General features: G+C 35.7%; 16 protein-coding genes. 15 read left to right on the top strand and 1 reads right to left on the bottom strand.

The features are described 5' to 3' along the window. Positions 1–1,314 carry a nucleotide sugar dehydrogenase gene (locus NST46_RS03525; RefSeq protein ID WP_303451220.1) on the bottom strand — a complete coding sequence of 438 codons (1,314 nt, stop codon included), beginning with the start codon at positions 1,312–1,314 and terminating at the stop codon, positions 1–3. Between the two features lie 327 nt (positions 1,315–1,641). On the opposite strand from NST46_RS03525, the gene galU reads away from it, so the two are divergent. The 15 genes from galU to NST46_RS03450 all read left to right on the top strand — a co-directional run bounded on the left by galU (position 1,642) and on the right by NST46_RS03450 (position 23,871). After that, entirely contained in the window at positions 1,642–2,526 is an 885-nt protein-coding gene (gene galU / locus NST46_RS03520) for a UTP--glucose-1-phosphate uridylyltransferase GalU (RefSeq protein WP_251661622.1), read from the top strand. A 343-nt stretch (positions 2,527–2,869) separates the two neighbouring features. After that, positions 2,870–3,994 (top strand): glycosyltransferase, encoded by a 1,125-nt coding sequence (locus NST46_RS03515; protein ID WP_251661620.1) that lies wholly within the window; start codon positions 2,870–2,872, stop codon positions 3,992–3,994. A 24-nt stretch (positions 3,995–4,018) separates the two neighbouring features. Continuing rightward, positions 4,019–5,179 carry a glycosyltransferase gene (locus tag NST46_RS03510; RefSeq protein WP_341136791.1) on the top strand — a complete coding sequence of 387 codons (1,161 nt, stop codon included), beginning with the start codon at positions 4,019–4,021 and terminating at the stop codon, positions 5,177–5,179. After that, positions 5,180–5,953 (top strand): glycosyltransferase family 2 protein, encoded by a 774-nt coding sequence (locus tag NST46_RS03505; protein ID WP_095307888.1) that lies wholly within the window; start codon positions 5,180–5,182, stop codon positions 5,951–5,953. A 104-nt stretch (positions 5,954–6,057) separates the two neighbouring features. Next, positions 6,058–6,858: an ABC transporter permease gene (locus NST46_RS03500; protein ID WP_341136790.1), complete on the top strand. Its 801-nt coding sequence runs from the start codon at positions 6,058–6,060 to the stop codon at positions 6,856–6,858. A 33-nt stretch (positions 6,859–6,891) separates the two neighbouring features. Next, positions 6,892–8,493: an ABC transporter ATP-binding protein gene (locus NST46_RS03495; protein ID WP_095307892.1), complete on the top strand. Its 1,602-nt coding sequence runs from the start codon at positions 6,892–6,894 to the stop codon at positions 8,491–8,493. Positions 8,494–8,530: 37 nt separating this feature from the next. Next, positions 8,531–10,486 (top strand): glycosyltransferase family 2 protein, encoded by a 1,956-nt coding sequence (locus tag NST46_RS03490; protein WP_341136789.1) that lies wholly within the window; start codon positions 8,531–8,533, stop codon positions 10,484–10,486. After that, positions 10,470–12,629 (top strand): glycosyltransferase family 2 protein, encoded by a 2,160-nt coding sequence (locus tag NST46_RS03485; RefSeq protein ID WP_341136788.1) that lies wholly within the window; start codon positions 10,470–10,472, stop codon positions 12,627–12,629. Before NST46_RS03490 ends, NST46_RS03485 begins: the two co-directional genes overlap by 17 nt. Positions 12,630–12,648: 19 nt before the next feature. After that, positions 12,649–14,067, top strand: a complete 1,419-nt coding sequence (locus NST46_RS03480) for an ATP-grasp fold amidoligase family protein (RefSeq protein WP_303451199.1) — start codon at positions 12,649–12,651, stop codon at positions 14,065–14,067. Positions 14,068–14,093: 26 nt separating this feature from the next. Next, entirely contained in the window at positions 14,094–15,716 is a 1,623-nt protein-coding gene (locus NST46_RS03475; RefSeq protein WP_095307898.1) for an acylphosphatase, read from the top strand. A gap of 27 nt (positions 15,717–15,743) precedes the next feature. Beyond that, entirely contained in the window at positions 15,744–17,390 is a 1,647-nt protein-coding gene (locus tag NST46_RS03470) for an acylphosphatase (protein WP_095307900.1), read from the top strand. Between the two features lie 64 nt (positions 17,391–17,454). Next, positions 17,455–19,113 (top strand): acylphosphatase, encoded by a 1,659-nt coding sequence (locus tag NST46_RS03465; RefSeq protein WP_341136787.1) that lies wholly within the window; start codon positions 17,455–17,457, stop codon positions 19,111–19,113. 67 nt (positions 19,114–19,180) lie between these two features. Then, the gene (locus NST46_RS03460; RefSeq protein ID WP_095307904.1) at positions 19,181–20,602 is read left to right on the top strand and encodes an ATP-binding protein; all 1,422 of its coding nucleotides are present in this window, start codon (positions 19,181–19,183) and stop codon (positions 20,600–20,602) included. A 275-nt stretch (positions 20,603–20,877) separates the two neighbouring features. Continuing rightward, a complete protein-coding gene (locus NST46_RS03455; RefSeq protein WP_341136786.1) occupies positions 20,878–22,344 on the top strand; it encodes an acylphosphatase in 1,467 nt (488 codons plus the stop codon). Positions 22,345–22,824: 480 nt separating this feature from the next. Then, positions 22,825–23,871, top strand: a complete 1,047-nt coding sequence (locus NST46_RS03450; RefSeq protein ID WP_095307908.1) for a YheC/YheD family protein — start codon at positions 22,825–22,827, stop codon at positions 23,869–23,871. The last annotated feature ends 218 nt before the right edge of the window (positions 23,872–24,089 follow it).

The following is a 24,089-nucleotide window of genomic DNA, read 5'->3' as shown; positions in this document are numbered from 1 at the left end:
TTATAAACTCCAGTAATGATATCCTCTTGCTTCTGATTCTTTTCTGTCAAAGATGCTTTTAATATCAATTAACACTTTTGAATCATTTTTGTAAAGCTCTTCCACGTTATCTAAACTATAAGATTCCTGGAATTCCTTGTGAGGAACAGCAAATACTACACAATCCAACTCTGTTAATTCCTCTTGCTCTACTAAGCGAATGTTAAATTCATTATAAACCTCTTCGTTCTCAGCAACAGGATCATAAACGAGTGTCTCCACACCGTATTCCTCTAATTCCGTAATAATATCAATGATCTTTGTATTGCGTACATCTGGTACATTCTCTTTAAAGGTAAGTCCAAAAATAGCTACGCGTGCACCGTCGATTTCTTGCTTTGCTTTTATCATTTTCTTAATGATATTGCTTGCAATGTATTTACCCATGTCATCATTAATTTTTCTGCCAGAAAGAATGATTTGCGAATGATATCCTAGTTGTTCGGCTTTATAGGTGAAATAATATGGATCGACACCAATGCAATGTCCACCAACTAATCCAGGTGTGAATTTAAGGAAATTCCACTTTGTTCCTGCAGCTTCTAAGACAGCTTTTGTATTAATATCCATTTTATTGAACACCATTGAAAGCTCGTTCATAAATGCAATATTGATATCTCGCTGCGAATTCTCAATTACTTTAGCTGCCTCAGCAACTTTAATGGATTCTGCTTCAAAGACACCGGCTTCAATAATAGATCCGTAAAGGTTAGCTATTTCACGAAGTGCAGACTCATCCGAACCAGAAACAATTTTCGTGATTTTTGTTAATGTATTTACTCTATCACCAGGATTAATTCGTTCTGGAGAATAACCAACTTTAAAATCAGTTCCAAATTCCAGACCAGAAACTTCTTCAAGGATTGGAATACAAACTTCTTCTGTTGTTCCAGGGTATACCGTTGACTCATAAACGACGATGGAACCTTTGGTTAAATTCCTTCCAACGGTTTCACTTGCACCAATCACCGGATTTAAATTAGGGGTCTTGTCGGTATTGATTGGAGTTGGTACAGCGACAATATGAAATTTACAAGATTGTAATTCTTCCTCTTCACTCGTGAATTTTAGGCTCGTTTCTTTGAGTGCCTCGTCGCCAACTTCGTCTGTTACATCAATTCCGCTTAAATATTTATCCAATTTAGCCTTATTTACATCAAAGCCAACAACATCAAATTTCTTAGCTAGTTCTATTGCCAGTGGTAGACCAACGTATCCTAAACCAATAACTGCAATTTTCTCTTCTTTTGCTTGTAATTTCTTAAACAATTCCATGGTATCGTTGCCTTCCTTTATCTGTTTGGTTTAATTCATATGAAGCTTTAAAATAAGTAGTGATTTCTGGTTAATAAACTGGGGAATGTTTTTATTCTCAATTCATCCATTGCACTACTATCTTTCAATATGCTTATCAAAATTACTATACATCTATATATTGAACTTGTATAGCAATTACTATTATACAGATTTTGACTATTTATTGCATTTTTTTATTGAAAAATTGGATAGTAAGTGGCGATATGATAAACTAACAATAGCAAATGAAAAACTAATATGAACCTTAATATACGGCTATTTAATCTAATAGAAGGAGCGCATAAGATGAAAGTAACCAAGGCTATAATTCCGGCGGCGGGATTGGGAACTCGTTTTCTTCCGGCAACAAAAGCCCAACCAAAGGAAATGCTTCCAATTGTGGATAAACCGACGATTCAATATATTGTAGAAGAAGCAGTTGCATCTGGAATAGAAGACATTATTATTATTTCTGGTAGAGGAAAGCGTGCAATAGAGGATCATTTTGATAAGTCTTATGAGCTTGAAGAAAAGTTAGCACATAAAGGGGACTTCGAAATGCTTGAAATGGTCAAGTCTATTTCGAATTTAGCCAATATCCATTATATCCGACAAAAAGAACCAAGAGGCTTAGGTCATGCGATTGGATGTGCACACAGCTTTGTAGGAAATGAACCATTTGCTGTTTTGCTTGGAGATGACATTGTGGAATCAGAAATACCATGTTTAAAGCAGCTTATCGATGTGTTTGATAAAAATCAATCTTCCGTAATCGGTGTACACGATGTACCAATGGAGGATGTATCAAAATACGGCATTGTTAAGCCTTTAACGACAGATGATAATAGTTCTTCCGTCCGAGCGATTGAATCATTAATTGAAAAGCCAAGCCAAGATGAAGCTCCATCTAATTTGGCAATTATGGGAAGATATATACTTTCACCTGAAATTTTTGATATTCTTGCAAAACAAGAGCCAGGGAAAAATAACGAAATTCAGTTAACTGACGCCTTAAATAAGTTAAACGAAAAGGAACAAGTACTTGCATATAACTTTACTGGTGAACGTTATGATATTGGTGGAAAATTAGGATTTGTACAGGCGACCATTGATTTTGCCTTAAATCGACCAGATTTACATAATGAAATTAAGGCATATATGGAGCAAAAACTGAAAAGTTTAGATCATTAATAGATAACAGCCACAAAAAGGATCTGCGTTTATCATACCAGATCCTTTTTTTGTAATAAACTTTAAAACATCAATTTACATTATATTAAAATACCTTTACAAGAAAAGGACAATGTAACATTAAATTGTACATAAGACACCTTAATTGTAATGATTTCGACAATTTATTTATTGTTGCCGCTATGGTATAATTCGTTCAGTGTATTTTCGGTCTATTAATGAAAGAGAGCAAAAGCGGAAGCGCCCGATTAGCGACGTACGAGTTGGACGTGGCTGTTCCAGTACAAGAAATGTTACCAGCCAAATCTTATACTTTCTTTACTTAAAAAAGGATGACGATCTCGTGGAAAAGAAACGTGTTTTATTTTTTATTTACCAAATGGGTGGCGGTGGAGCTGCTCGAACATTATTGAACATTATAAATAATATCGATAGATCGAAATTCATTCCAATACTTGTTACGTTACAATACGATGGAAGCTATGAAAAATATTTAGATCAAGATGTGAAATTTATTAAATTGAAGACGAAACGATTAAGATCAGCGATTCTTCCGTTAGCAAAAGTAATTCGGGAAGAAAAAGCAGCTATCGTATTCAGTACGATACCGAATTATAACACGATAGCCATTTTAGGAAACCTTCTTTCTTTTTCTGGTGCGAAAAATATCGTGCGGGAAGCAGCTTTCTTGGGAGGTAGTCCTGCTGCTGATTTTAAATTAAGATTATACGGGCTTTTATACAAGCTTTCCAGTCGCGTGATCGCACTCTCACACGGTGTAAAAGAGAATATTGTAAAACGTTATAAGGTAAAACGGGAAAAAATAAATGTTATTTACAACCCAGTTGATATCGAACGTATTCGAATTAATATGAAAGAGGGAATACTTCCACAGGAACATGAAACCATTTTTACTGGGAGTGAAAAAGTAATCATCACTGCAGGAAGGCTGGTTCAGGATAAGGATCAACAGACATTGATTAAAGCGGTTGCCGATGTAAGTCGACGCTTGGATGTGAAGCTTGTTATTCTTGGTGAAGGTGAACTGGAGGATGAACTAAAGCGACTTGCTGATAGAATGGATGTTGCTGATAAAGTGTTCTTCCTTGGTTTTCAACAGAATCCATATGTTTATTTCGCACATGCTGATGTTTTCGTACTATCCTCCAAGCGAGAAGGCTTTGGGCATGTTCTTTCAGAGGCACTAGCAACAGGGACACCTGTCGTTTCAACGAAGGCATATCCTGGAGCTGAAGAAGTATTAAATGATGGGGAATACGGGCTAATGTGTGAAATTGGGAATGCAGAACAACTGGCAGAAAAAATTTATGAAACATTAACCTGGACAGTTGATAGGCGTGAGCAGGCTATCCAAAAAGGACTGGAGCGTGTGAATACATTCCGCGCACAGACGATTGTTAAACAATATGAAGACGTATTTATGAAAACACTAAATAAAACGTATTAAAAGTTGAACAGGAGTTGAAGGAGTATGCATACTCCAAAACGTGTTGTTCAGTTAACAACTGTACACCACCCATATGATCCAAGGATCTATCATAAAGAATGTAAATCATTGCAAAAAGCCGGCTTTGATGTGACGTTAATCGCTCAATCAGGCGACCAGGATTCAAATACAGATAAGCCGATAAAACATATACCATTAAAAAAATATAAAAGCAGATTAAAAAGAATGACAGTTGGGGCATTCGCAGCATATAAGGAAGCAAAAAAATTAAACGCAGATGTCTATCATTTTCATGATCCAGAGCTTTTGCCAATAGCATGGCTATTAAAAAATAAAAACAATGTCGTCATTTATGATATTCATGAAGATTACATTACAAGCATTCTGCAAAAAGATTATATGTCAATGCCGATCAGAAAAATGTTTGCGACAGTTTATAGATTAATGGAACGCTTTTTTGCTCGTAACTTTGAATTATGTCTTGCGGAAAAATACTATAAAGATATTTATCCGACGGGGACGTGTGTGCTAAATTACCCGACAGTTAATGAAAAGTTTTTAAATAGCAAACGTGAAACCCCCGCAGAGAATAAAGTCCTGTATACTGGAAATGTGTCCATTGTACGAGGGGCAATGTTTCACGCTCGCATACCGGTAATTGATGAAGAGATTGAGATGCATTTCGTAGGTAAATGTCCAAGTGACCTGGCAAAAAAAATGTACGAAGCAGCCGGAGATAAGAAAGCAAACTTAAAAATTGAAGGAATCGATCAGTTTATCGAAAAAGAAGTTATTGAGGATCGCTACCTTCAGACAAATTGGCTTGCAGGGATAGCTCTTTTTCCTCCAACAGAGCATTATATGAAAAAAGAACTAACCAAGTTCTTTGAGTATATGAATGCAGGACTGCCGATAATCTGTTCAAACTTTCCTGTCTGGGAAAAATTTATGGAAACCTATCAGTGTGGAATAGCTGTTGACCCATATGATGATGAAGCGATAAAAAAGGCAATTTCTTATCTTAAAAATAACCCTGAAGATGCAAAACGTATGGGGGAAAATGGGAAAAAAGCTGTTGCAGAGGAATTGAACTGGTATACAGAAGAGCAAAAATTAATCTCCTGGTACCATGAATTACTTGATTTAGAAGAGAAAAGTATGCGGGAAGAAGGAATCGGTGATTAGATGAAACAAGATCCACTTATATCGGTAATTACCCCTGCTTATAATGCAGAGCGGTTTATCGGAGATACGATTGATTCTGTTTTGGATCAGACGTACGCTAATTGGGAAATGGTGATTGTGGATGATCGTTCCACTGATAATACAACGACGATTGTGGAAGAATATAGAAAGCGTGATAATCGAATCAAGTTAATTGTTCTGGAAGAGAATAGCGGTTCAGCTGTAGCACGTAATACAGCAATGGAGAATGCTAAAGGACGCTATATTGCTTTTCTTGATAGTGATGATCGTTGGTTACCAGAAAAATTAGAAAAACAGCTTCATTTTATGCAAGAGAAAGATATCGCTTTTTCTTTCACAACGTATGTTCGAATCCTGGAGGATGGAACGAAGACAAATGCGGTCAGCAGTACACCAGAATCCGTTAATTATGATGACTTAATGAAACGATGTGTTATTGGCTGTTTAACTGTTATGCTTGACAGAGATAAAGTTGGTCATTTGACAATGGTCAATATCCGAACAAGGCAGGATTATGTTTATTGGTTAACCATTACGAAAAAGGGTTTCCTTGCTTATGGACTTCCCGAAATATTAGCCGAATACCGCCTTGTCGGCAATTCAATCTCAAGTAATAAGTGGAAAGCTGCAAAACGAAACTGGTATGTTTTCAGGAAAATTGAAAAGCAAAGCCTGCCGAAAAGTATATGGTACTTTGCGCATTATGTAGTGAGGTCCATTATGGATCTTATCAGATGGAGAACGAAGCGGTGAGTTTATTATAATTGATAAATAAAATTATAATAAAGGTAAGAAAAAGTTAATAAAGAAATGAACCGAAGCTTTTAGGTTTTAAATATTAGGCGGTGTCATGAATAATGAAAAATTATATGCAAGAAATGCTGAAAAGAAAAGATTTATTATTTTACTTAGTCAAGTCAGGTTTAAAAGCAGAGCACCGGAATAGCTACTTAGGATATTTTTGGTGGTTGCTGGATCCATTACTGAATGTATTGGTTTACTACTTCTTGGTCGTAATTGTACTAGGACGAACCCATGATGATTTTTCTTATCCACTCTTCTTAGTGATCGGATTAGTCGCTTGGCGTTGGATAAGTACAAGCATCAATTCATCATCAAAATCAATTTTGAGATACAGCTCAATCATTAATCAGGTATCTCTGCCAAAAGCGTTATTTCCATTATCGTTTACATTAACTCAATTATTTAACTTTGCATTTGGTTTAATTATAATAGCGTTATTCTTGGCTATTTATGGCGTCGTACCAACCTGGCATGTCTTTTACCTGCCACTGCTTATTGTTATCCAATTAACGGTACATATGGCGTTGGGGCTTGTTCTCGGGTTTATTACGATTTTTGTTCGGGATATCGAGAATCTGATGACATATATTACACGTATTTTCTTTTACGCTTCCCCCATTATCTGGGAAGGTGGACGTTTAATAAGCAGTGGAAAAGTTCCTGACTTGCTCGTACCGTTGATCGAATACAATCCTGTAGCAATTATTGTTACAGCATATCGGGATATTTTGATGTTCCATCAAACGCCAAACCTAATTGGACTCGCAATTCTTTTCTTGATCGCAATTATTATAGGAACATTTATGATCTATTATTACAGTAAAAACGAACATAAAATTATTAAGGCATTATAATACTGCCATATTTATAATAAATGAGGGGTAAACATGCAGGATCAAATGAAACATAATACGCACGAATCGCCAGAAAATGTTATCGTTGCTAAAGATATAGGTGTTTCCTTTAATGACCGTGGCTATCAGGATGATATAAAATCACGTGTTTTTGGCATGTTCGCTAAAAAAGAGAAAAAGAAGAAAGAAAAAGTCTGGCCATTGAAGGATATCGATTTTACAGGTCACCAAGGGGAAATCCTTGGTATCATCGGTTCGAATGGAGCTGGTAAGACGACATTAAGTAAAATCATTGCCGGAATTTTGCAGCAGGATAAAGGGACAATGCAAGTTGACGGTAAGGTGACTGCATTGTTCTCGTTTGGAATGGGCTTCAATAAAGAACTGACAGGAAGAGAGAACGTTTTTTTAAATGGCATGATGCTCGGAGTCAGTAAATCATTGATTAATCATTATATTGATGATATCCATGAATTCTCAGATATCGGTGATTTTATTGACCAGCCAATGAAATATTATTCCAGTGGTATGAAAGCAAGACTCGGATTCAGTGTAGCTGCTCATTTGGAGCCAGAGGTGCTTATCCTTGACGAGGCGTTGAATACAGGGGATGCACGCTTTAGTAAAAAAGCGGCTCTAAAAATGAAGGAGCTTGTTAAACAAGCGAAGATGGTAATTATTGTTACCCATAGTCTCAGATACGCACAGCGAAATTGTGATCGATTAATGTGGATTAATCAGGGCGTGGTAAAAGAAATTGGCGATCCGAAAGAGATTATTGCACATTATAAAGCAACGGTTCCTATGCCACCTAAACGCAAACGAAGCCTGGAGTTAAACAAAACGGAGAGCTCGGTTAAAGATAAAACAATTGTTCGGGCTACAAATGTGGGTATTTCCTATGAACTTAATACAGGCACATTCTGGGCGTTAAAGGATGTTAATTTTGAAATAAAAGAAGGCGAAGTAGTTGGGATTATCGGTCATAATGGCGCTGGAAAAAGCACACTTTGCAAAGTGCTGACAAATATTCTGAAGCCAGACCAAGGTGATATTCAACTAGAAGGGGAAACTTCTTCCCTTTTAGGATATGGAACAGGATTTAATGCGCAATTATCTGGAAGAGATAATATATTCCTGAATGCGATGCTTCTCGGGATACCCAAAAAAAGAGTACAAGCGAAATACGATGAAATTGTAGAATTTTCTGGTCTGCAAAAATCCATTGATAAACCAGTCAAACAATATTCATCTGGTATGAAATCAAGGCTTGGTTTTAGCATAGCTGCTATATTGAAGCCTGATATATTTATTATTGATGAAGCACTCTCAACTGGTGACATGGCATTTCAGCAAAAGGCAAGTGAACGAATCCAAGACATGATGTCTCATGCAAAAGCGGTTATTATCGTTTCGCACAGTATGAACTTTGTGGAAAAAGTATGCACTAGAGGGATCTGGATGGAGCGTGGACAGGTTCGTTTTGACGGAACAGCGGAAGAGGCTGTCGCTGCATATCGGGAATCACTTGGAATAAGTAAAACTGGAAACGCAAATAAAAAAGTTGTAAAACAAATAAGAAAACCAGTAAATAAACAGGATTCTTCAAAGAAGCCTGTAGAAAATAAAGAATAATGGTATCGTTTGGTGGTGACAAGAAGTGATTCGTGTAATGAAAAAGGTAGTCTTAGCCCCTGTTGACTGGGTTGTATATACCGTTTTAAATGAAAAGCAGCGAAAGGCTCTGACGGACATTTTTACAGAGGAACAGAAGAAGCAAATAAAACGAATAATAACTGGAAGAAAACAGGCCGAGAGACAAAAGCTCAAACAAATTAAGTATCATCTGTACAATCTAGGGTTTACAGAAAAAGCGCTTGGCGCATTAGAAGATTATTATACCAACATAAAAGATCCACAGCTAAAACGCCTAGCCGCTTGGGAGCTAACATTGTGGCACGCAAATCAATATACAAAAGAAGGTGCTGGAAAAGCACTAGAATATATTGCAGCAGCTAAAAATGGCGAGAATGATGCGGACCAATTACGGCGAATTGCTATTGTCCAAGCTGAATGTCATGAAATGTGCAATGAAATAGAAAAAGGCAAAGAAGTTATTAACGGCATGCTTTCGACTCAGAGACATGCAGACCTTTATCTTGCAGCTGCTAATTTAGAAGACGCTCTTGATAAACGGATGGAATGGGTCAACAAAGTAATGGAGTTATATAAGTTACAACCGATTGGATTTACAAAAACAGATCGCTCACCAGTATATGATGACCTGCAAACCATAGCTTTGGATCGGAAAATTGAGGATGGGCCAAAGGTGTCTGTTATTCTGCCAGCATTTAAGGCTGAGGAAGGTATACGGGTTGCTATTGAATCGATACTTTCGCAAACATGGCAAAATATTGAGCTTCTAGCTGTTGACGACTGCAGTCCAGACAATACAGCGAAAGTTATCGCTGAATATGCAGAAAAGGATTCACGCGTAAAAGCTCTTTCAACCCCGGTAAACAGTGGGCCATATGTTGCTCGAAATATTGCGTTAGACCATGCAACTGGAGATTTTGTCACCATTAATGATGCAGATGATTGGTCACATGCGGAAAAAATAGAGATACAGGTAAAACATTTGCTTGACCATGAGCATATCATTGCAAATACATCTGAGCATTCAAGGTTAACGGAAGAAGAGCTGAAATTATATCGTCGAGGTACACCAGGCAAGTATATTTTCCCAAATATGTCTTCTATTATGTTCAGACGCAAGCAAGTTCTTGAAAAAGTTGGCTACTGGGACAGTGTACGATTCGCGGCAGATGGTGAATTTAAGCGAAGACTGATTAAAGTATTTGGAAAAAATAGCTATGTTGATTTGAAAACAGGTCCACTATCATTACCAAGACAGTCCGTTACATCGCTTACAGGGAGCTCTGCATTTGGATATAACGGCTTTTTCATGGGTGTAAGAAAAGAATATGTAGAAGCTTTGGAGTATTACCATCATACAGCAGAGACACTGCGTTATCCTTTTCCAATGACAACTAGAGTTTTTCCAGTTCCAGAGCCAATGTGGCCGAAACGAGAGGAAAAAACGGACGGCAAACGCTTCTTTCATCTTGTAATTGCGACGGATTTCCGAATAATTAATGAAGAGCAAATCAGCTACATTAAGGAAATTTATGCGAGAAATGACGGACGAATTGGTCTCGTGCAAATCAATCAATACAATGTTGCTCCATCTAAAACAATAAATGATTCCATTCGCAATATGCTTGATGAAGATAGATTGGAAATGCTTGTATATGGTGAACAGATACAAACAGATAAGCTAATTATTTTGAATCCGATTGTTTTAGAAGCATATCAAAGGTACGTACCCACTGTTTTTGCAAAGTCATTAGATGTTATTGTGAACGAATTACCAAGCCATGAAGGCTATCATATTTCTAATTGTTTAAAACACTTAAAGCAATACTTTGACCAATCGGGAACCTGGTATCCCGAAACACTTGAAATCAAGAATGCCTTGATAGAACATCATACAGAAGCGTCAGGTGAAATCAACTTCAGTGAACATGTATGGGAGAAGAGCTGGGTATATGATGAAAAAACAAACTGAAATGAATAAGCCCGAAGAACAGAATACTGCATTAGCTGATCAATTGGCTGAATTAGAAGCAGACTTAGAAAAAAAATTAGCCAAAAAGAAAGCAAAGCAGCAGAGTTTAATGGAATATAAGCGCGAATTTATGCAGGCACAGCACCTGATAAAAAAACTGGCAAAGTATAAACGTGAAGGGAAATCCCTTATTAGATCGATTCCAGCCTATGCATTAGGCAGAAGGAATATCAAGCAGGTCTACAGCAAAGCATATAAAAGAAAACATGCCGAAAATCAACTGAAAAAATACAAAAAGCATCTATACGATTTAGGGTTTATTGAAAAAGCTTTAGCCGATTTACAACAATTGCTCGTAACTACCGATAATAATTATTTGAAAAAAGCAATCGCTTGGGAGCTAGCCTTATGGTATGCGAATAAGCTTACGAAAGATAGTGCAAGCATGGCTCTTAAATATATTGCTATTTCAATGGATAAAGAGAATAACCAAGAGACTCTCAGAAAAGCGGCGATACTAAAGGCAGAAAGCTATGAACTCCTAGGTGAACAAGAAAAGGGAATGAGACTTATTACAAATCTGCTCGTTTCAGATAAACATGCAGATTTGTATGTAGCCGCAGCGAATTTAGAAAGAACGATTGAAGGTAGAGTTGAGTGGATCAATAAGTGCTTGGATCTATATCAATTGCAGGAGATTACATTGTCACCTGATGCTGGCACGGGTGCTTATTATAGATTAAGAACCAACCCGATTCAAAGGAAGCATGCAGCAGATGGGCCGAAAGTGTCGATTATCATTCCTGCTTATAATTCTGAATCGGGAATTCGTGTAGCGGTTGAATCCATGCTGGCCCAAACGTGGGACAACCTTGAAATATTGGTTGTAGATGATTGCAGTACAGATGATACAGCAAAAGTGATTGCGGAATATGCCACAATGGACGAAAGAGTAAAACAGCTCACTACACCAAAGAATAGCGGGCCCTATATAGCTCGCAACATTGCTTTACAACAGGCAACAGGCGAATTTGTAACGATTAATGATGCAGATGATTGGTCGCATCCAGAAAAGATTGAAAGACAAATGAATCACTTAATGGAACAGAAAGATATCATTGCAAACACCTCTGAGCATGCACGACTGACAGAAGAACTTAAGCCCTATCGAAGAGGTATGCCAGGGAGATATATTTTCTCAAACATGTCATCGATTATGTTTAGGAGGGAACCTGTGCTTGAAAAGGTTGGTTACTGGGATAGAGTCCGATTCGCGGCAGACAGTGAATTTAAAAATCGTTTAATTGCTGTCTTCGGTAAAGAAGCTGTAGTGGATTTAAAAACAGGACCATTATCATTTCCAATGCAATCATCTGGTTCACTAACTGCAAGCTCTGCTTTTGGGTATAATGGATTTTTAATGGGGGCACGCAAAGAGTATGCTGAAAGTTATCGGTTTTACCATAATCAAACAGACACATTCTACATGCCTATCCAACCCGAAATAAGACGGTATCCCGTGCCAGAGCCGATGTGGCCAGAGAGGGAAGAAAAACAACTCGGAAAGCGACATTTCGATATCGTCTTCATCTCGGACTTACGATCAAAGCCAGATCAATATATCGTTCTACAAATAAAGGCATTACAAGAAATGGGGATGCGAACAGGGCTGATTCAAATGGGGAAATATGATTTGAAAATGCCAAAAGAAATAAATCATTCTATCAGAGAACTGCTTGATGGCGATTCAGTCCAAATGCTCGTATACGGAGAACGGATTTCTTGTGACATTTTAATTGTGAACGATCCCGCTATCTTTGAGGAGAAGCAACGATATGTACCGAATCTAGATGCAAAGGTTGTTCGAATTATTATTAACCAGCCTCCTGGAAATAGGGGGGATAAAAGTTACAATCTTCGAAGGTGCTCCAGGCATATCGAAGAATATACGCACACAAAAGCAAAGTGGTACCCAATTAGTGAGGAAGTCCGCGATAACTTGTTGGAAAACCATCGTAAAGAATTAAAATCGATTCCATTATCCACTGAAAACTGGATGAGTGAAAAATCATGGAATCAAATGTCATTTGCATCCTTTATAGAAAATTGGTTGGTGGATGAGAATCCATTTAAACTGGAATAAGGCAAAGGTGGATGATTGGATGAACGAAGGTAATGATAATCAGCTTGATATGGAAAAAAACGCTGTTTCGATAGAAAAGCAACATAAAAATGAGGAATTAATCAAACGATTGATTAAAACAGAAGCAGCGATTAAAAAGGCAGAAGCTGATATTAAAAATAGTGAAAAACAGATACAGCAAATAAAAAAAAGCAAGACATGGAAACAAACAGCTTCGATTCGTAACGTATTGCATGCAAGCCAAGATCCACAAATAATGGATTTAGAAAACGAGGTTGAATCTATTCGTCATGAATTATATGCTGCAAAGGAAATAATAAACACGCTTAAATTAGAATCTGAGAAGCTAGATTATAATCATTTATGGAGAATGGCAAAGGAAAAGAAGAACGAAGGCACATTAATAGCGTTCATGGAAGATGTCATGGAGCGAAAGCAATCGTATGATGAAAATTACAATCATCTATTAAAGGCAGCCGCTCGTTTATTTATGCATGAGAAGAAGGCATATAAACAGCTTGTTTATCCAAAGCTCCTGTCCGGGCTAAAAGTAGAAGATATTCCAGAGTTCATGATCAGGTCAGGGCTTTCAGAGGAAGAGATTTCATTAAAACCGGCTTCCTCTTACCGTGCCAGTCTAAATATGCGCATGCGGGAGCATCAGCTGCTGGGAACATTACCAGAAATGCTGCTGGATGATAAAAAGGTTGCATACCGATTTATGAATCGATTAAATATAAGAACACCAGAGATTTCGGAGCGCACGTACACATTAGAAGAAATCCCTGAAAAGAATGGGATAGCAATCAAACCTAATGATGGAGCAGGTGCTCGCGGTGTATATCTCGTTTATAATAATAATGATATAATAGATATCAAACAATCAAAGACAATTGCTAATTGGCAAGTTTTAAGGAAAAATATGGAGAGAGACATAGAATCCGGTCGAGTTAGCAATAATGAATGGTTCTTCGAGGAACTAATACTTGAAGACAAAGATAAAAAAATACCTGCCCGCGATATTAAGTTTTATTGTTTTTATGGAAAAGTAGCGCTCATCTTAGAAATTGTGCGCTACCCGGAAATAAAGCATTGCTGGTGGACAGCATCAGGTGAACGAATTGGAACTGGAAAATATGATGAAAGCTTATTTAAAGGCCAAGGCGTAACAAATGCTGAAATTGAGATGGCCACAGCGATTAGTGCTGAAATACCTTCTCCTTTTATAAGAATCGATTTTCTAAGGTCTGATGAGGGATTGGTGTTTGGAGAATTCACACCAAAACCAGGCAATTACGATGAGTTTGATATTCCGACAGATAAATGGCTAGGAGATTATTTTATAGAGGCACAAGGTCGATTAACCAATGATTTGATAAATGGCAAGGAATTTATTCATTATACGAATTTAAAAACGAATGTTTATTTACAAGATTGAAATGGTGGAATGTAGGAGGAAATCAGATGGAAGAGAATCGTGCAGAATGGTTGTCACACCTTTCCAATGAAATTGTTTCAGATGCACATGGGAACTTATTAGATGCATATGTTGTTGCGCTCGAAGGATGGAGAAGAGGTCTAACACTTAGATGGCATGTAAAAGACTCTGAAAAATTTAAAGAGATGAAAACATGGTTTGTAGATAAACCTGGGCAATTATTTTCTTTAAGTTCGAAAGATAGAACACATTACTTCTTTCGCACACGAGGTGACAAAGTAACCAATGAAGCTGTAGATATTGGACGAGATAAAGAAAAGACGAAGCAAGCCTTACTCAAAAATGGGGTATCTGTGCCAGAAGGCAAGCAGTTTACAGAAGAAGCTTCAAATGAGGAAATAGTAGATTACGTATCCCATTTAGGTTTTCCAGTTGTAATAAAACCTACTGATGGCAGCTTCGGCAGAGGTGTTATCTCTAATATTAATAGCAGTGGTGAATTTGAGCATTCATTGGAATATGTACGTGGAAATCTTGGTTACCAAGACGTAATTGTGGAACAATACATACCAGGTAAAGAGTACCGCATGTATGTTGTTGGTGATGAGGTTGTTGGAGCGATGAACCGGATCCCACCAAATATTACGGCTGATGGAATAAATTCTATTAAAGCATTAATTGAAATTAAAAATGAGGAAAGAGGCCTTAACCCTCGTTTAGTAAGTTGTCCAATTCTTGTGAATGAAGAAGTGGAAGATTTTATCGGGCGAAAAGGATACACACTCGATACAATTCCGGAAAAAGGATTACATGTTGTGCTTAGTGATAAAACGAATATTTCGTTAGGTGGCGATCCAATCGATGCATTGGATGAGATGCCTGAATATGTAAAAGAGGCGGCAGTCAAGGCATTGCATGCTGTTCAGGGTCTTGAACATGGCGCGGTTGACTTGATTGTACATCAGGATAATTCAAATGTCTATATTATTGAGCTAAATCCAACTGCGCAACTAGGTGGTTTGCTCTATCCAATTCAAGGTAAATCAAGAGACATTCCAAAAGCAATCATTGATTATTATTTTCCAGAAACTAAAGGAATAAATACTGCTGAAGTAAATACATTTTTTGATTTCCATGATGTGCTTGATCCGTTGCAATCAAGAGATGCATTTGTTACTACGGTAACTCCATGTCCCCAAGAAAAGCTATATACAAAAAAATATATTGTGAGTGGAGATGTGCTTGATATTGGCTATCATCGAGGACTGCGTAAAGAAGCTTTTGAACGTTATCTTCACGGTCATATCATGACGCTTGAAGAGGGCGATATTGAAATTGTTGTAGGTGGTACAGATCCTGAGATGGTAGACGATTTTAAAAATGCGCTTTGGGAAGATGAAGAACGCGGGCAGGTTTTTGAAGTGCAGGTAGAAGAATATAATGAACCGATTAAAGTCGGCTTTGAAATAAAAACAGATTTAAAAACGCAGATTGAAGATTTAAAGATGTATAAGCAACAGCTTGAAATTACACAACGTGAACTAAAAAAAGCAGAATTGAAACGCAGAAAGTACTATAGTAGTTTATCCTGGAAAGCAACGATGCCAATTCGATTAGTAGGATCAATCACAAAAAAATTCAAAAACTAACAGGATGCTACATAGGAGGAAATGGAAATGAAAGAGAAGCAACTGGGAATTAGTTTGCCACAGCTTACAAATGATATTGTGAGAAATGCTCGAAAAACTCGATTAGATGCTTTTGCAGTTGCCCTGGAAGGCTGGCGAAGGGGGTTGAAGCTCAAATGGTATACAAAGGACTCCGAGCATTTCAAAGATATGATTATTTTTGGAGTAAACCCTCCAGGTAGATTGTTTTCATTAAGCTCGGATACAAGAACACATTACTTTTTTAGAACCAGGGGAGATCTCGTTTCTAATGAAGCAGTTGAAATAGGGTCGGAAAAAGATGATACAAAGATTTACCTTGAAAAAGCAGGTGTACCTGTTCCAAAAGGAAAAGGATTCGCCCCAGATGCAACAAACGAAGAAATCATAGCTTACAGTAATGAATTAGGCTACCCACTTGTATTAAAACCAACAAACGCAAGTTTAGGTAATGGTGTGGTAACCAATATTCGAAATGAAGAGCAGTTAATTAAAGCAATTCATTATGTTCGTCATGAATTAGATTATGATGAAGTAATTGTCGAACAATATGTAGTAGGTAAAGAATATCGTGTTTATGTTGTTGAAGATAAGATAGTTGCAGCTTACAATCGGGTTCCAGCAAACATTACTGGCGATGGAGAACATACGATTGAAGAGTTGATTGACCTGAAAAATAAGGTGAGAAAGCAGAATGCACGACTAAATAGTTGTTTAATTCATATGGATAGTGAGATTCTAGACTTTATTATGGATGCTGGCTATACACTTGAAAGTATTCCGGAAAAAGGTAAATTAATCTATTTAAGGGAAAAAACGAATGTATCTTCTGGAGGAGATCCTGTTGATGTTACCGATACATTGGCAGAGGAGTATAAGCAGATTGCAATCGACGCGTTAAAAGCTATTCCTGATTTTCCACATGCTGGCGTTGATATAATTGTGAATGAAGGTGACGATGTTGCCGCATCCGCAGTTGTAATTGAATTGAATCCAACAGCACAAATTGGCGGTGCGTTGTTTCCGATTGAAGGGAAATCAAGAGATATCCCAGGAGCTATTATCGATTACTATTTTCCAGAAACTAGAGGAACAAGTACAGAGAAGTCGAGGATTTATTTTGATTTAATAACCATTTTGGAGCCCTTAGAAAATAGAGTTGCACTTGAAGTGGAGGTAGCACCCGCACCAATAGGTAGGCTTTATTCAAGAAAATATACGGTTTATGGGGATGTGCAACGTTATAATTTTCATAAATGGTTAAAACAGCAAGCGCTCAACCATAATTTACATGGATATGTGAAGAGTAAAGTATTTGATGAAATTGAGATTGTTGTTGCTGGAACGGATAGGGAAACAGTTAGCGGATTTAAAAAAATAATTGAACAGTATCCTCAAGGTTCTAACGTATTAAAAATTAATGAAGATAACTATGAGGACCCAGTAACGGTTGGTTTTGAAATATCGGAGCAATATGATGCATCAAATATCAAATCTGTCCAATATGCTTTAAGGAAGATGGATAAAGATTTGCAACGCATGAAAAAACAAAAGCATCGTATTGAGAAGGACAATCAACATATCTTAAATAGTAGCTCATGGAAATATACAGAACCAGTGAGGAATTTAAGTGAGAAATTTAAAGTAAAGAAGTAAGGAAATTATCTGGAATAACTAAGGTTGACAATTAATAGTGAAAGGACTGAAGGCAGTGTGTCAGATGAATAAGGAATGGCTACCTCATCTAAAAGATTGTGTCCCGGCAACTGTTAGTGGAGACAGATTAAGTATCTATGCCATAGCTTTAGAGGGATGGAGAAGAGGTCTTACCTTAAAATTCTATACTTCCAAGCTTAGAAATAAAATTATCGTTCGTTATACCCTTTCTAATAATGAAAAGGAAATTTATTTTTCTTATACAGCGGGTGAGGGTGTAACCCCTGAAGCAATGAGAATAAGTGGAAGCAAAATATTAACTAAGAAGCAATTATTACAAGCAAATGTCCCAACACCGCCTGGTAAGGAGTTTACAAACTCAACTACTAATAAAGAAATTATAAGTTATGCCCAATCAATCGGTTTCCCAGTAGTAGTAAAGCCAACTAATGGAAAGATGGGCAAAGGAGTAATATCCAATATAACTACCGAAAATGAATTAAGAACTGCGCTAAATCAACTTCGTGAAAATGTAGACTATCAAAATGTCATTGTAGAGAAATTTATTGCTGGTGAGGAGTATAGGGTGTACGTGGTAGGCGGGGAAGTTGTAGGTGCCATTAATAGAGTTCCTGCACATGTAATTGGTGATGGAACTAATACCATTAGAGATCTAATAAGGAATAAAAATAAAGAAAGAAAACAAATACCAAGTTTGAGAGGTCGCCCAATTAAGATTGATGTTGAAGTCAAAAGAAATATTACCAAAGAGGGATATACACTTAAAAGTATATTAAAAGAAAACGAACACTTATTTTTAAGAAGAAATAGTAATGTTTCCTCTGGGGGGGAGCCGGTTGATGTAACAGATTATTTGCCGGAAAAGATAAGGCAAATAGCAATAGATGCAACTAAGGCGGTTCCAAATCTATGCCAATGTGGAGTAGATATAATTGTTGACGAGAGTAGTAATTCAGGAGCAGTGATTGAAATCAATACAAAACCAGGGATTGCTAGTCATTTATATCCAGTAAAAGGAAAGGCTAGAGATATACCAAAGGCTATCATTGATTATTACTTTCCAGAATCTCGTTCAGAAAATAAGTTAACAAATCAAATATTTTTTGATTACAAAAAGATATCTAGTTTACTTTTAAGTGGAATGTTATCAGAGGTTCAATTACCAAATATATCATTAGATACTTTCAAAGTTAAAGCTTTTAAGGTTTATGGTAATGTACAAAATGTTGGTTATCGAAATTGGATTAGAAAAAACGCACTATTTTTCGATTTAAACGGCTTTGTTGAAAATAAGACAGATGGAAGTGTATTTATTGTAGTTGCGGGTGATATCGACAATTTTTATAAATTTAAAAAACATATTGAATTGAATGGACCTCGAGATGCAGATGTAAGAGATATTATCGAAACAGATTGGGACAAACCGATTGAAGTAGGATTTGAAATAACACAGCAGAATGATGTTCTAGCTAATCAAGAAACAAGTTTAAAACGAGATGAATTAGTGAAATTAGAAAAAGAAATAGCAAGTTTAGCTAAAGAAAAAGAGGATATACAAGAAAAGTTAATAGAGATGTCTAAACAAAAAGACAAGATTCAAAAAATGAATCAAGATATTTTGAACAGTAGTTCTTGGAAATATACCAAGCCTGTTAGAAAAATGAGTTCTTTGTTAAAGAAAAAAACTAAGGGAAAATTATAAATTTTTGATGGACCCACAAAACTAATACCTTACAAGACAAATATATATATAGAAAGGTAATACCATTATGGAAAATTACAATAAAAACTGGCTTCCCCATCTTGAAAATTCAATACCCGAACTAGCGATGGGTGGCGGTTTAAGCATGTATACGATTGCTTTGGAAGGTTGGAGAAGAGGGCTTATTCTAAAACTTCGTCACTTATATTATAAAAAAGAAGAAAAGGTAAGAATCGGTTATTCATTAAGCTATAAAGGAAGAACGCATCACTTCAATGCTTCAAGAGGAGATAAAGTTTCTAAAGAAGCAATCAATATTTGTAATGATAAAAATAAGACAAGAGATTATCTTACTAAAGCAAAAGTCCCAACCCCTACCGGCAAAGGATTTGTAGCTGGATCGGAAAATGACGAAATAATCCAATTCGCTGATTCGATTGGCTATCCACTGGTATTAAAACCCACAAAAGGATTACAAGGAAAAGGTGTCATTGTAAATATAAAAGATAAGCGGGAATTGGAAGAGGCACTTGTTCACGTGCGAGAAAAATTGAATTTCAAAGATGTAATAATTGAAGAATTTGTACAGGGAGAAGATTGTCGAATATATGTTATTGAAGACAAAGTAATTGGAGCAGTTAGCAGAGTGCCAGCCAATGTCGTCGGTGATGGGAAGAACACTATTAGACAATTAATTGATTATAAAAACAAAATAAGAAATAATAACCCAAATCATTACAGACGTTCTATCGCAATCGATGATGAGTTGGTTAGTTATATTAAATCAGAAGGATTCACGTTAGATAGTATTCCATCAAAAGGAAAACGTGTATTTTTAAAAAAAACCAGTAATATATCTTCTGGCGGAGAGCCAATCGATATTACAGATGACCTCTCACCAGAGATAATAGATACGGCAATTAATGCAGCAAAATCAATACCAGGATTAGTACAATGCGCGGTAGACATGTTAGTAAATAGAGAGACGAGTGAGGCAGCTGTAATCGAAGTGAATTCTAAACCACTAATTGGGTTGCATCTATTTCCTGAAGAAGGTGAAGCTAGAGACATACCTAAATCGATTATAGACTATTATTTCCCAGAGACAAAAAATAGTACTAAAAGTTTCCCTTTTTACTTTGATTACGAAAGTTCATCCAAATTATTAAGAAGTGGAGCAACAAAAGAAATAACAGTTAAAAAGGTTCCTCAATATTCTCCTATCTCTATCAAGTTAATTGTTTCAGGAAATATAGAAAATATTGATCTTCAAAATATGATTAGAAAAAAAGCATTATCTGTACAATTGAATGGTTACACAGAAATAATAGATAATAAAAAGATCTCCATAGTAATTGTAGGAAAGGAAGAAGTGGTGAATAACTTTAAAAAATGGTTGGAAAATAACAGTCCAAATGAAGCAATCGTAGAGAGTATCACAGAACAGGGATTGAGTCAGCCAATAAAAATGGGATTTTATATTAAATAGCCACGTTATTTCCAGATAATAGAAGAGGTTGTTATTACAACAACCTCTTTTCAAAATCAAACTAGCCACTTGCATGGTAAGAGCTTTAATCAGGTTTTAAGTGAATATGTTTTCGATTAATTAAAAACAATTATAGCATTAATTTAAAATTAGTTAGTCTAGTTATGGGAAATAGGAAAATTCCGTTTCTTGTTATTGTGAGTAAGTCTCTTGAAAGAATTATGTTTTACTATAATCTAAATAAGAAATAACACTTAATCTAAAGGAGAAAAAACATGGAAAATAATAAAGTAAAGCTTTTTCCCCATTTAAATGAAGAAGTGGTAGCTGATATCCGTGGATTTAAATTAGATGCCTATTTAATTGCCTTAGAAGGCTTTAGAAGAGGATTGACACTTAAATGGTATAAAGATGAGACGGAAAAATGTAAATTACATAGGCTAAATAGCAGCACTGACGGCAAGTTTTTTTCATTAAGTTCTGATAAACAGACACATTACTTTTTCAGATCTAGAGGTGACTTAGTTGCAAATAAGACGGTTAATATATGTACGGATAAAGAAAAAACAAAACAGCTATTAAAAGAAGGTGATGTTCCTATACCTGAAGGAGAGCTGTTTGACATCACTGAAAGCGAAGGGATAGTCAATTATGCTGAGAAAATCGGTTATCCTGTAATTATTAAACCGTTAAATGGCAGTATGGGTAGAGGGGTTTATATTAACCTCCAAAATAGGGATGAATTATTAAATGCTGTTAAAGAAACACAAACAACTTACAAGCAGTATAAAACTTATCTCGTTGAAAAGCATTATTTTGGAAAAGAGTATCGTGTTTATGTGGTCGGAGATAAAGCCGTAGTTGCTACTCATAGAATTCCTGCAAACATTACAGGTGATGGCAATAACACGGTAGAAAAGCTCATTAAACTAAAAAATAGAGAAAGAAAAAAGAATCCGTATTTGGCACCAAAGGCTATTAAAATTGATTACGAAATTAAGAATTATTTAAAAAACTATGGTTATAACGAGAAAAGTGTTCCAAAAAAAGGAGAACTGTTAATTTTAAGAGGAAAGAGTAACCTATCAGCAGGTGGAGATCCGATTGAAAAAACATACGAATTGACAAAAGAAGTGAAACAAATAGCAGTTGATGCGCTAAAGGCTATGCCTTCTATCCCACATGCTGGTGTAGATGTTATTGTTAATCCAGATTCAAATAAAAAGGCGATAGTTTTAGAAATAAACGCAACAGCAGAAATAGCCTTTCATTGTTTTCCTTTAGAGGGAGAAGCAAAAGATGTACCAGGGGCAATTATTGACTATTATTTCCCTGAAACAAATGGAAAAGAAAAATCTAATTTCTATTTTGATTTTAATAGCCTTCTGCAACCTTTAAAAACTTGGGCAGCAGATGAAATAAAAGTAACAAAGCCTCCAATTGGTGAAATTCATAGCAAGAAATATATTGCTTCAGGTAAAGTTCATAGAGTGGGTTATATGAGTTGGATCAAAAGACATGCTTTGAAAAATAACTTATCAGGATACGCAAAAAAGCTTGAAGGAGATAGAATAGAAGTTGTTATTTTTGGTACTCAAGAACAAAAAGAAATTATGCAACAATTTGCTGAGCTATGCAGAAAAGGGTCTAAAAAGTCTAGAGTAGATAACCTAGAGGAAGAGGGATTCGAGCTTCATACTGATCAACCGTTAAAATTGGGGTTTGAGCTAGTTCTAGAGTGAATTTTTTAATTAAACTTTTTACAGGTAAATGATAAAGAAAACATCAATACTACTCAGGAATTAAATGAAGTTCTTCCAGAATATCATTTAACTTTAAAAGCTACAGAATTGATTAAAATAAAAGAATAAAGAAAGATAAAAGAATCCATACTAAGCCCTAAAACTAATAATTGACTGGTTATGATTTATACAGTATTTTTAAGAGAAAAGAGTAGCTATTCTTCTGGTAGGGGCCCTATAGAAGCTACCGACGAATTATCAGCCAAATTAAAACAAATCGCTGTCGATACTTTTAAAGCCTTGCCTTCTATATTTTTGATTATTATTTCTCAAAAAATGATAAGTACAAAGTGTTTTTGAAAATGACCTACAAGAAAATGTGGATATACCTCAGAAAATAGTTATCAGATCACTTGTATAAATTAGACAAAAATAGATTAATTATTATTTTATACATTTAATTCAAAAAGGAGAAATAGTATGAGAGTCGGCTTCATGACAGCTTTTAATAAACCAACAAAATTAGCAAAAATTACATCATTAATATGTAAAGCATATGATATTGAAATAATTTATCTGCGGCCAAAAGATATAATGATGGAAGAGAACAAAGTAAGAGGACAAGTATATATCAATAATAGTTGGCAAGAAAAAATAGTAGATATTCCTCCTTTCATTGATGTAGTTCCTTACAACTTTAAAAAAGGAAATCGGGAAATAATGGATTATCTAAAGAATAGAACATTCCTATCAGATGACCGTTCAAATGTTTTAAGTAAAATTAAATTACAAAACATTTTGAAAAAAGAACAGGAATTTTCACATTTAATAATTCCTACTCACAAAGTAAGAAAATTTGAAGATATCATTCATTACTTAAATGAATATTCCTCTATTGTTCTTAAACCATTAAGAGGAATACAGGGAAGAGGAGTATATATTTTAAACAAAAGTGGTGATCATTATACTGTTGGTTTTAAAACAATAGAACGGGAAATGAATAAAAATCAGATTGCAACTTTTTTTGAGGATGAAATAAAAGGGAAAAATTATATTCTTCAAAAGTATGTTCAATCTAGAACATTATCTGGAGACCCATTTGACTGTAGGATTCATGTAGAAAAAGGCGGAGATGGTAAATGGCATAGTGCAAGAAATTATATTAGAATTGGGATAGGACAAAAAGTTATATCAAATGTTAACCAGGGCGGAGGAATAAGTGATCCAAAGCCATTTCTGAAAGCGAATTTTGGAGAAGAAAACTGGGCTAAAATTAATAAAAAATTAAATAATCTTGCAGTAACATTACCATATAAAATCGAAGAACTAAGAGGTACGCATATTATGACTTTAGGTATGGATATAGGTATAGACAAAGATGGCGAACTTTACTTATTTGAAGTAAATGATGGTCCAGCCACAGCTGCTTTAATTTCAGAGGTTGCATACCTAAGAAGTAATTATTATAACTATATTTTAAACGAATTGGGAGAAACACCAACTAAAGAAAAGTTGTATGACAAATAAACGGAAAAATTCATGAATCAGTAGTTAGTAGTACGGTGGAAGAAAGCATTAATAGTCTATGTTTAATTATGTAGACTGTTCATGCTTTCTTTTTTTGGGGAGATCTATTAATCGTTTTTGGCAAATGATTTTCCCTTTCTTTCCTCCTTAGCACTATAATAGTTTTATAAATTCATTAAAATAATACTAGAGGGAGCCGATATAAGGAGAAGTAATAA

Source organism: Oceanobacillus sp. FSL W7-1309, assembly GCF_038002145.1.
In the GTDB taxonomy this organism is placed as follows: Bacteria; Bacillota; Bacilli; order Bacillales; family Amphibacillaceae; genus Oceanobacillus; species Oceanobacillus profundus.
This window is presented reverse-complemented; position numbering and strand designations above follow the sequence as displayed.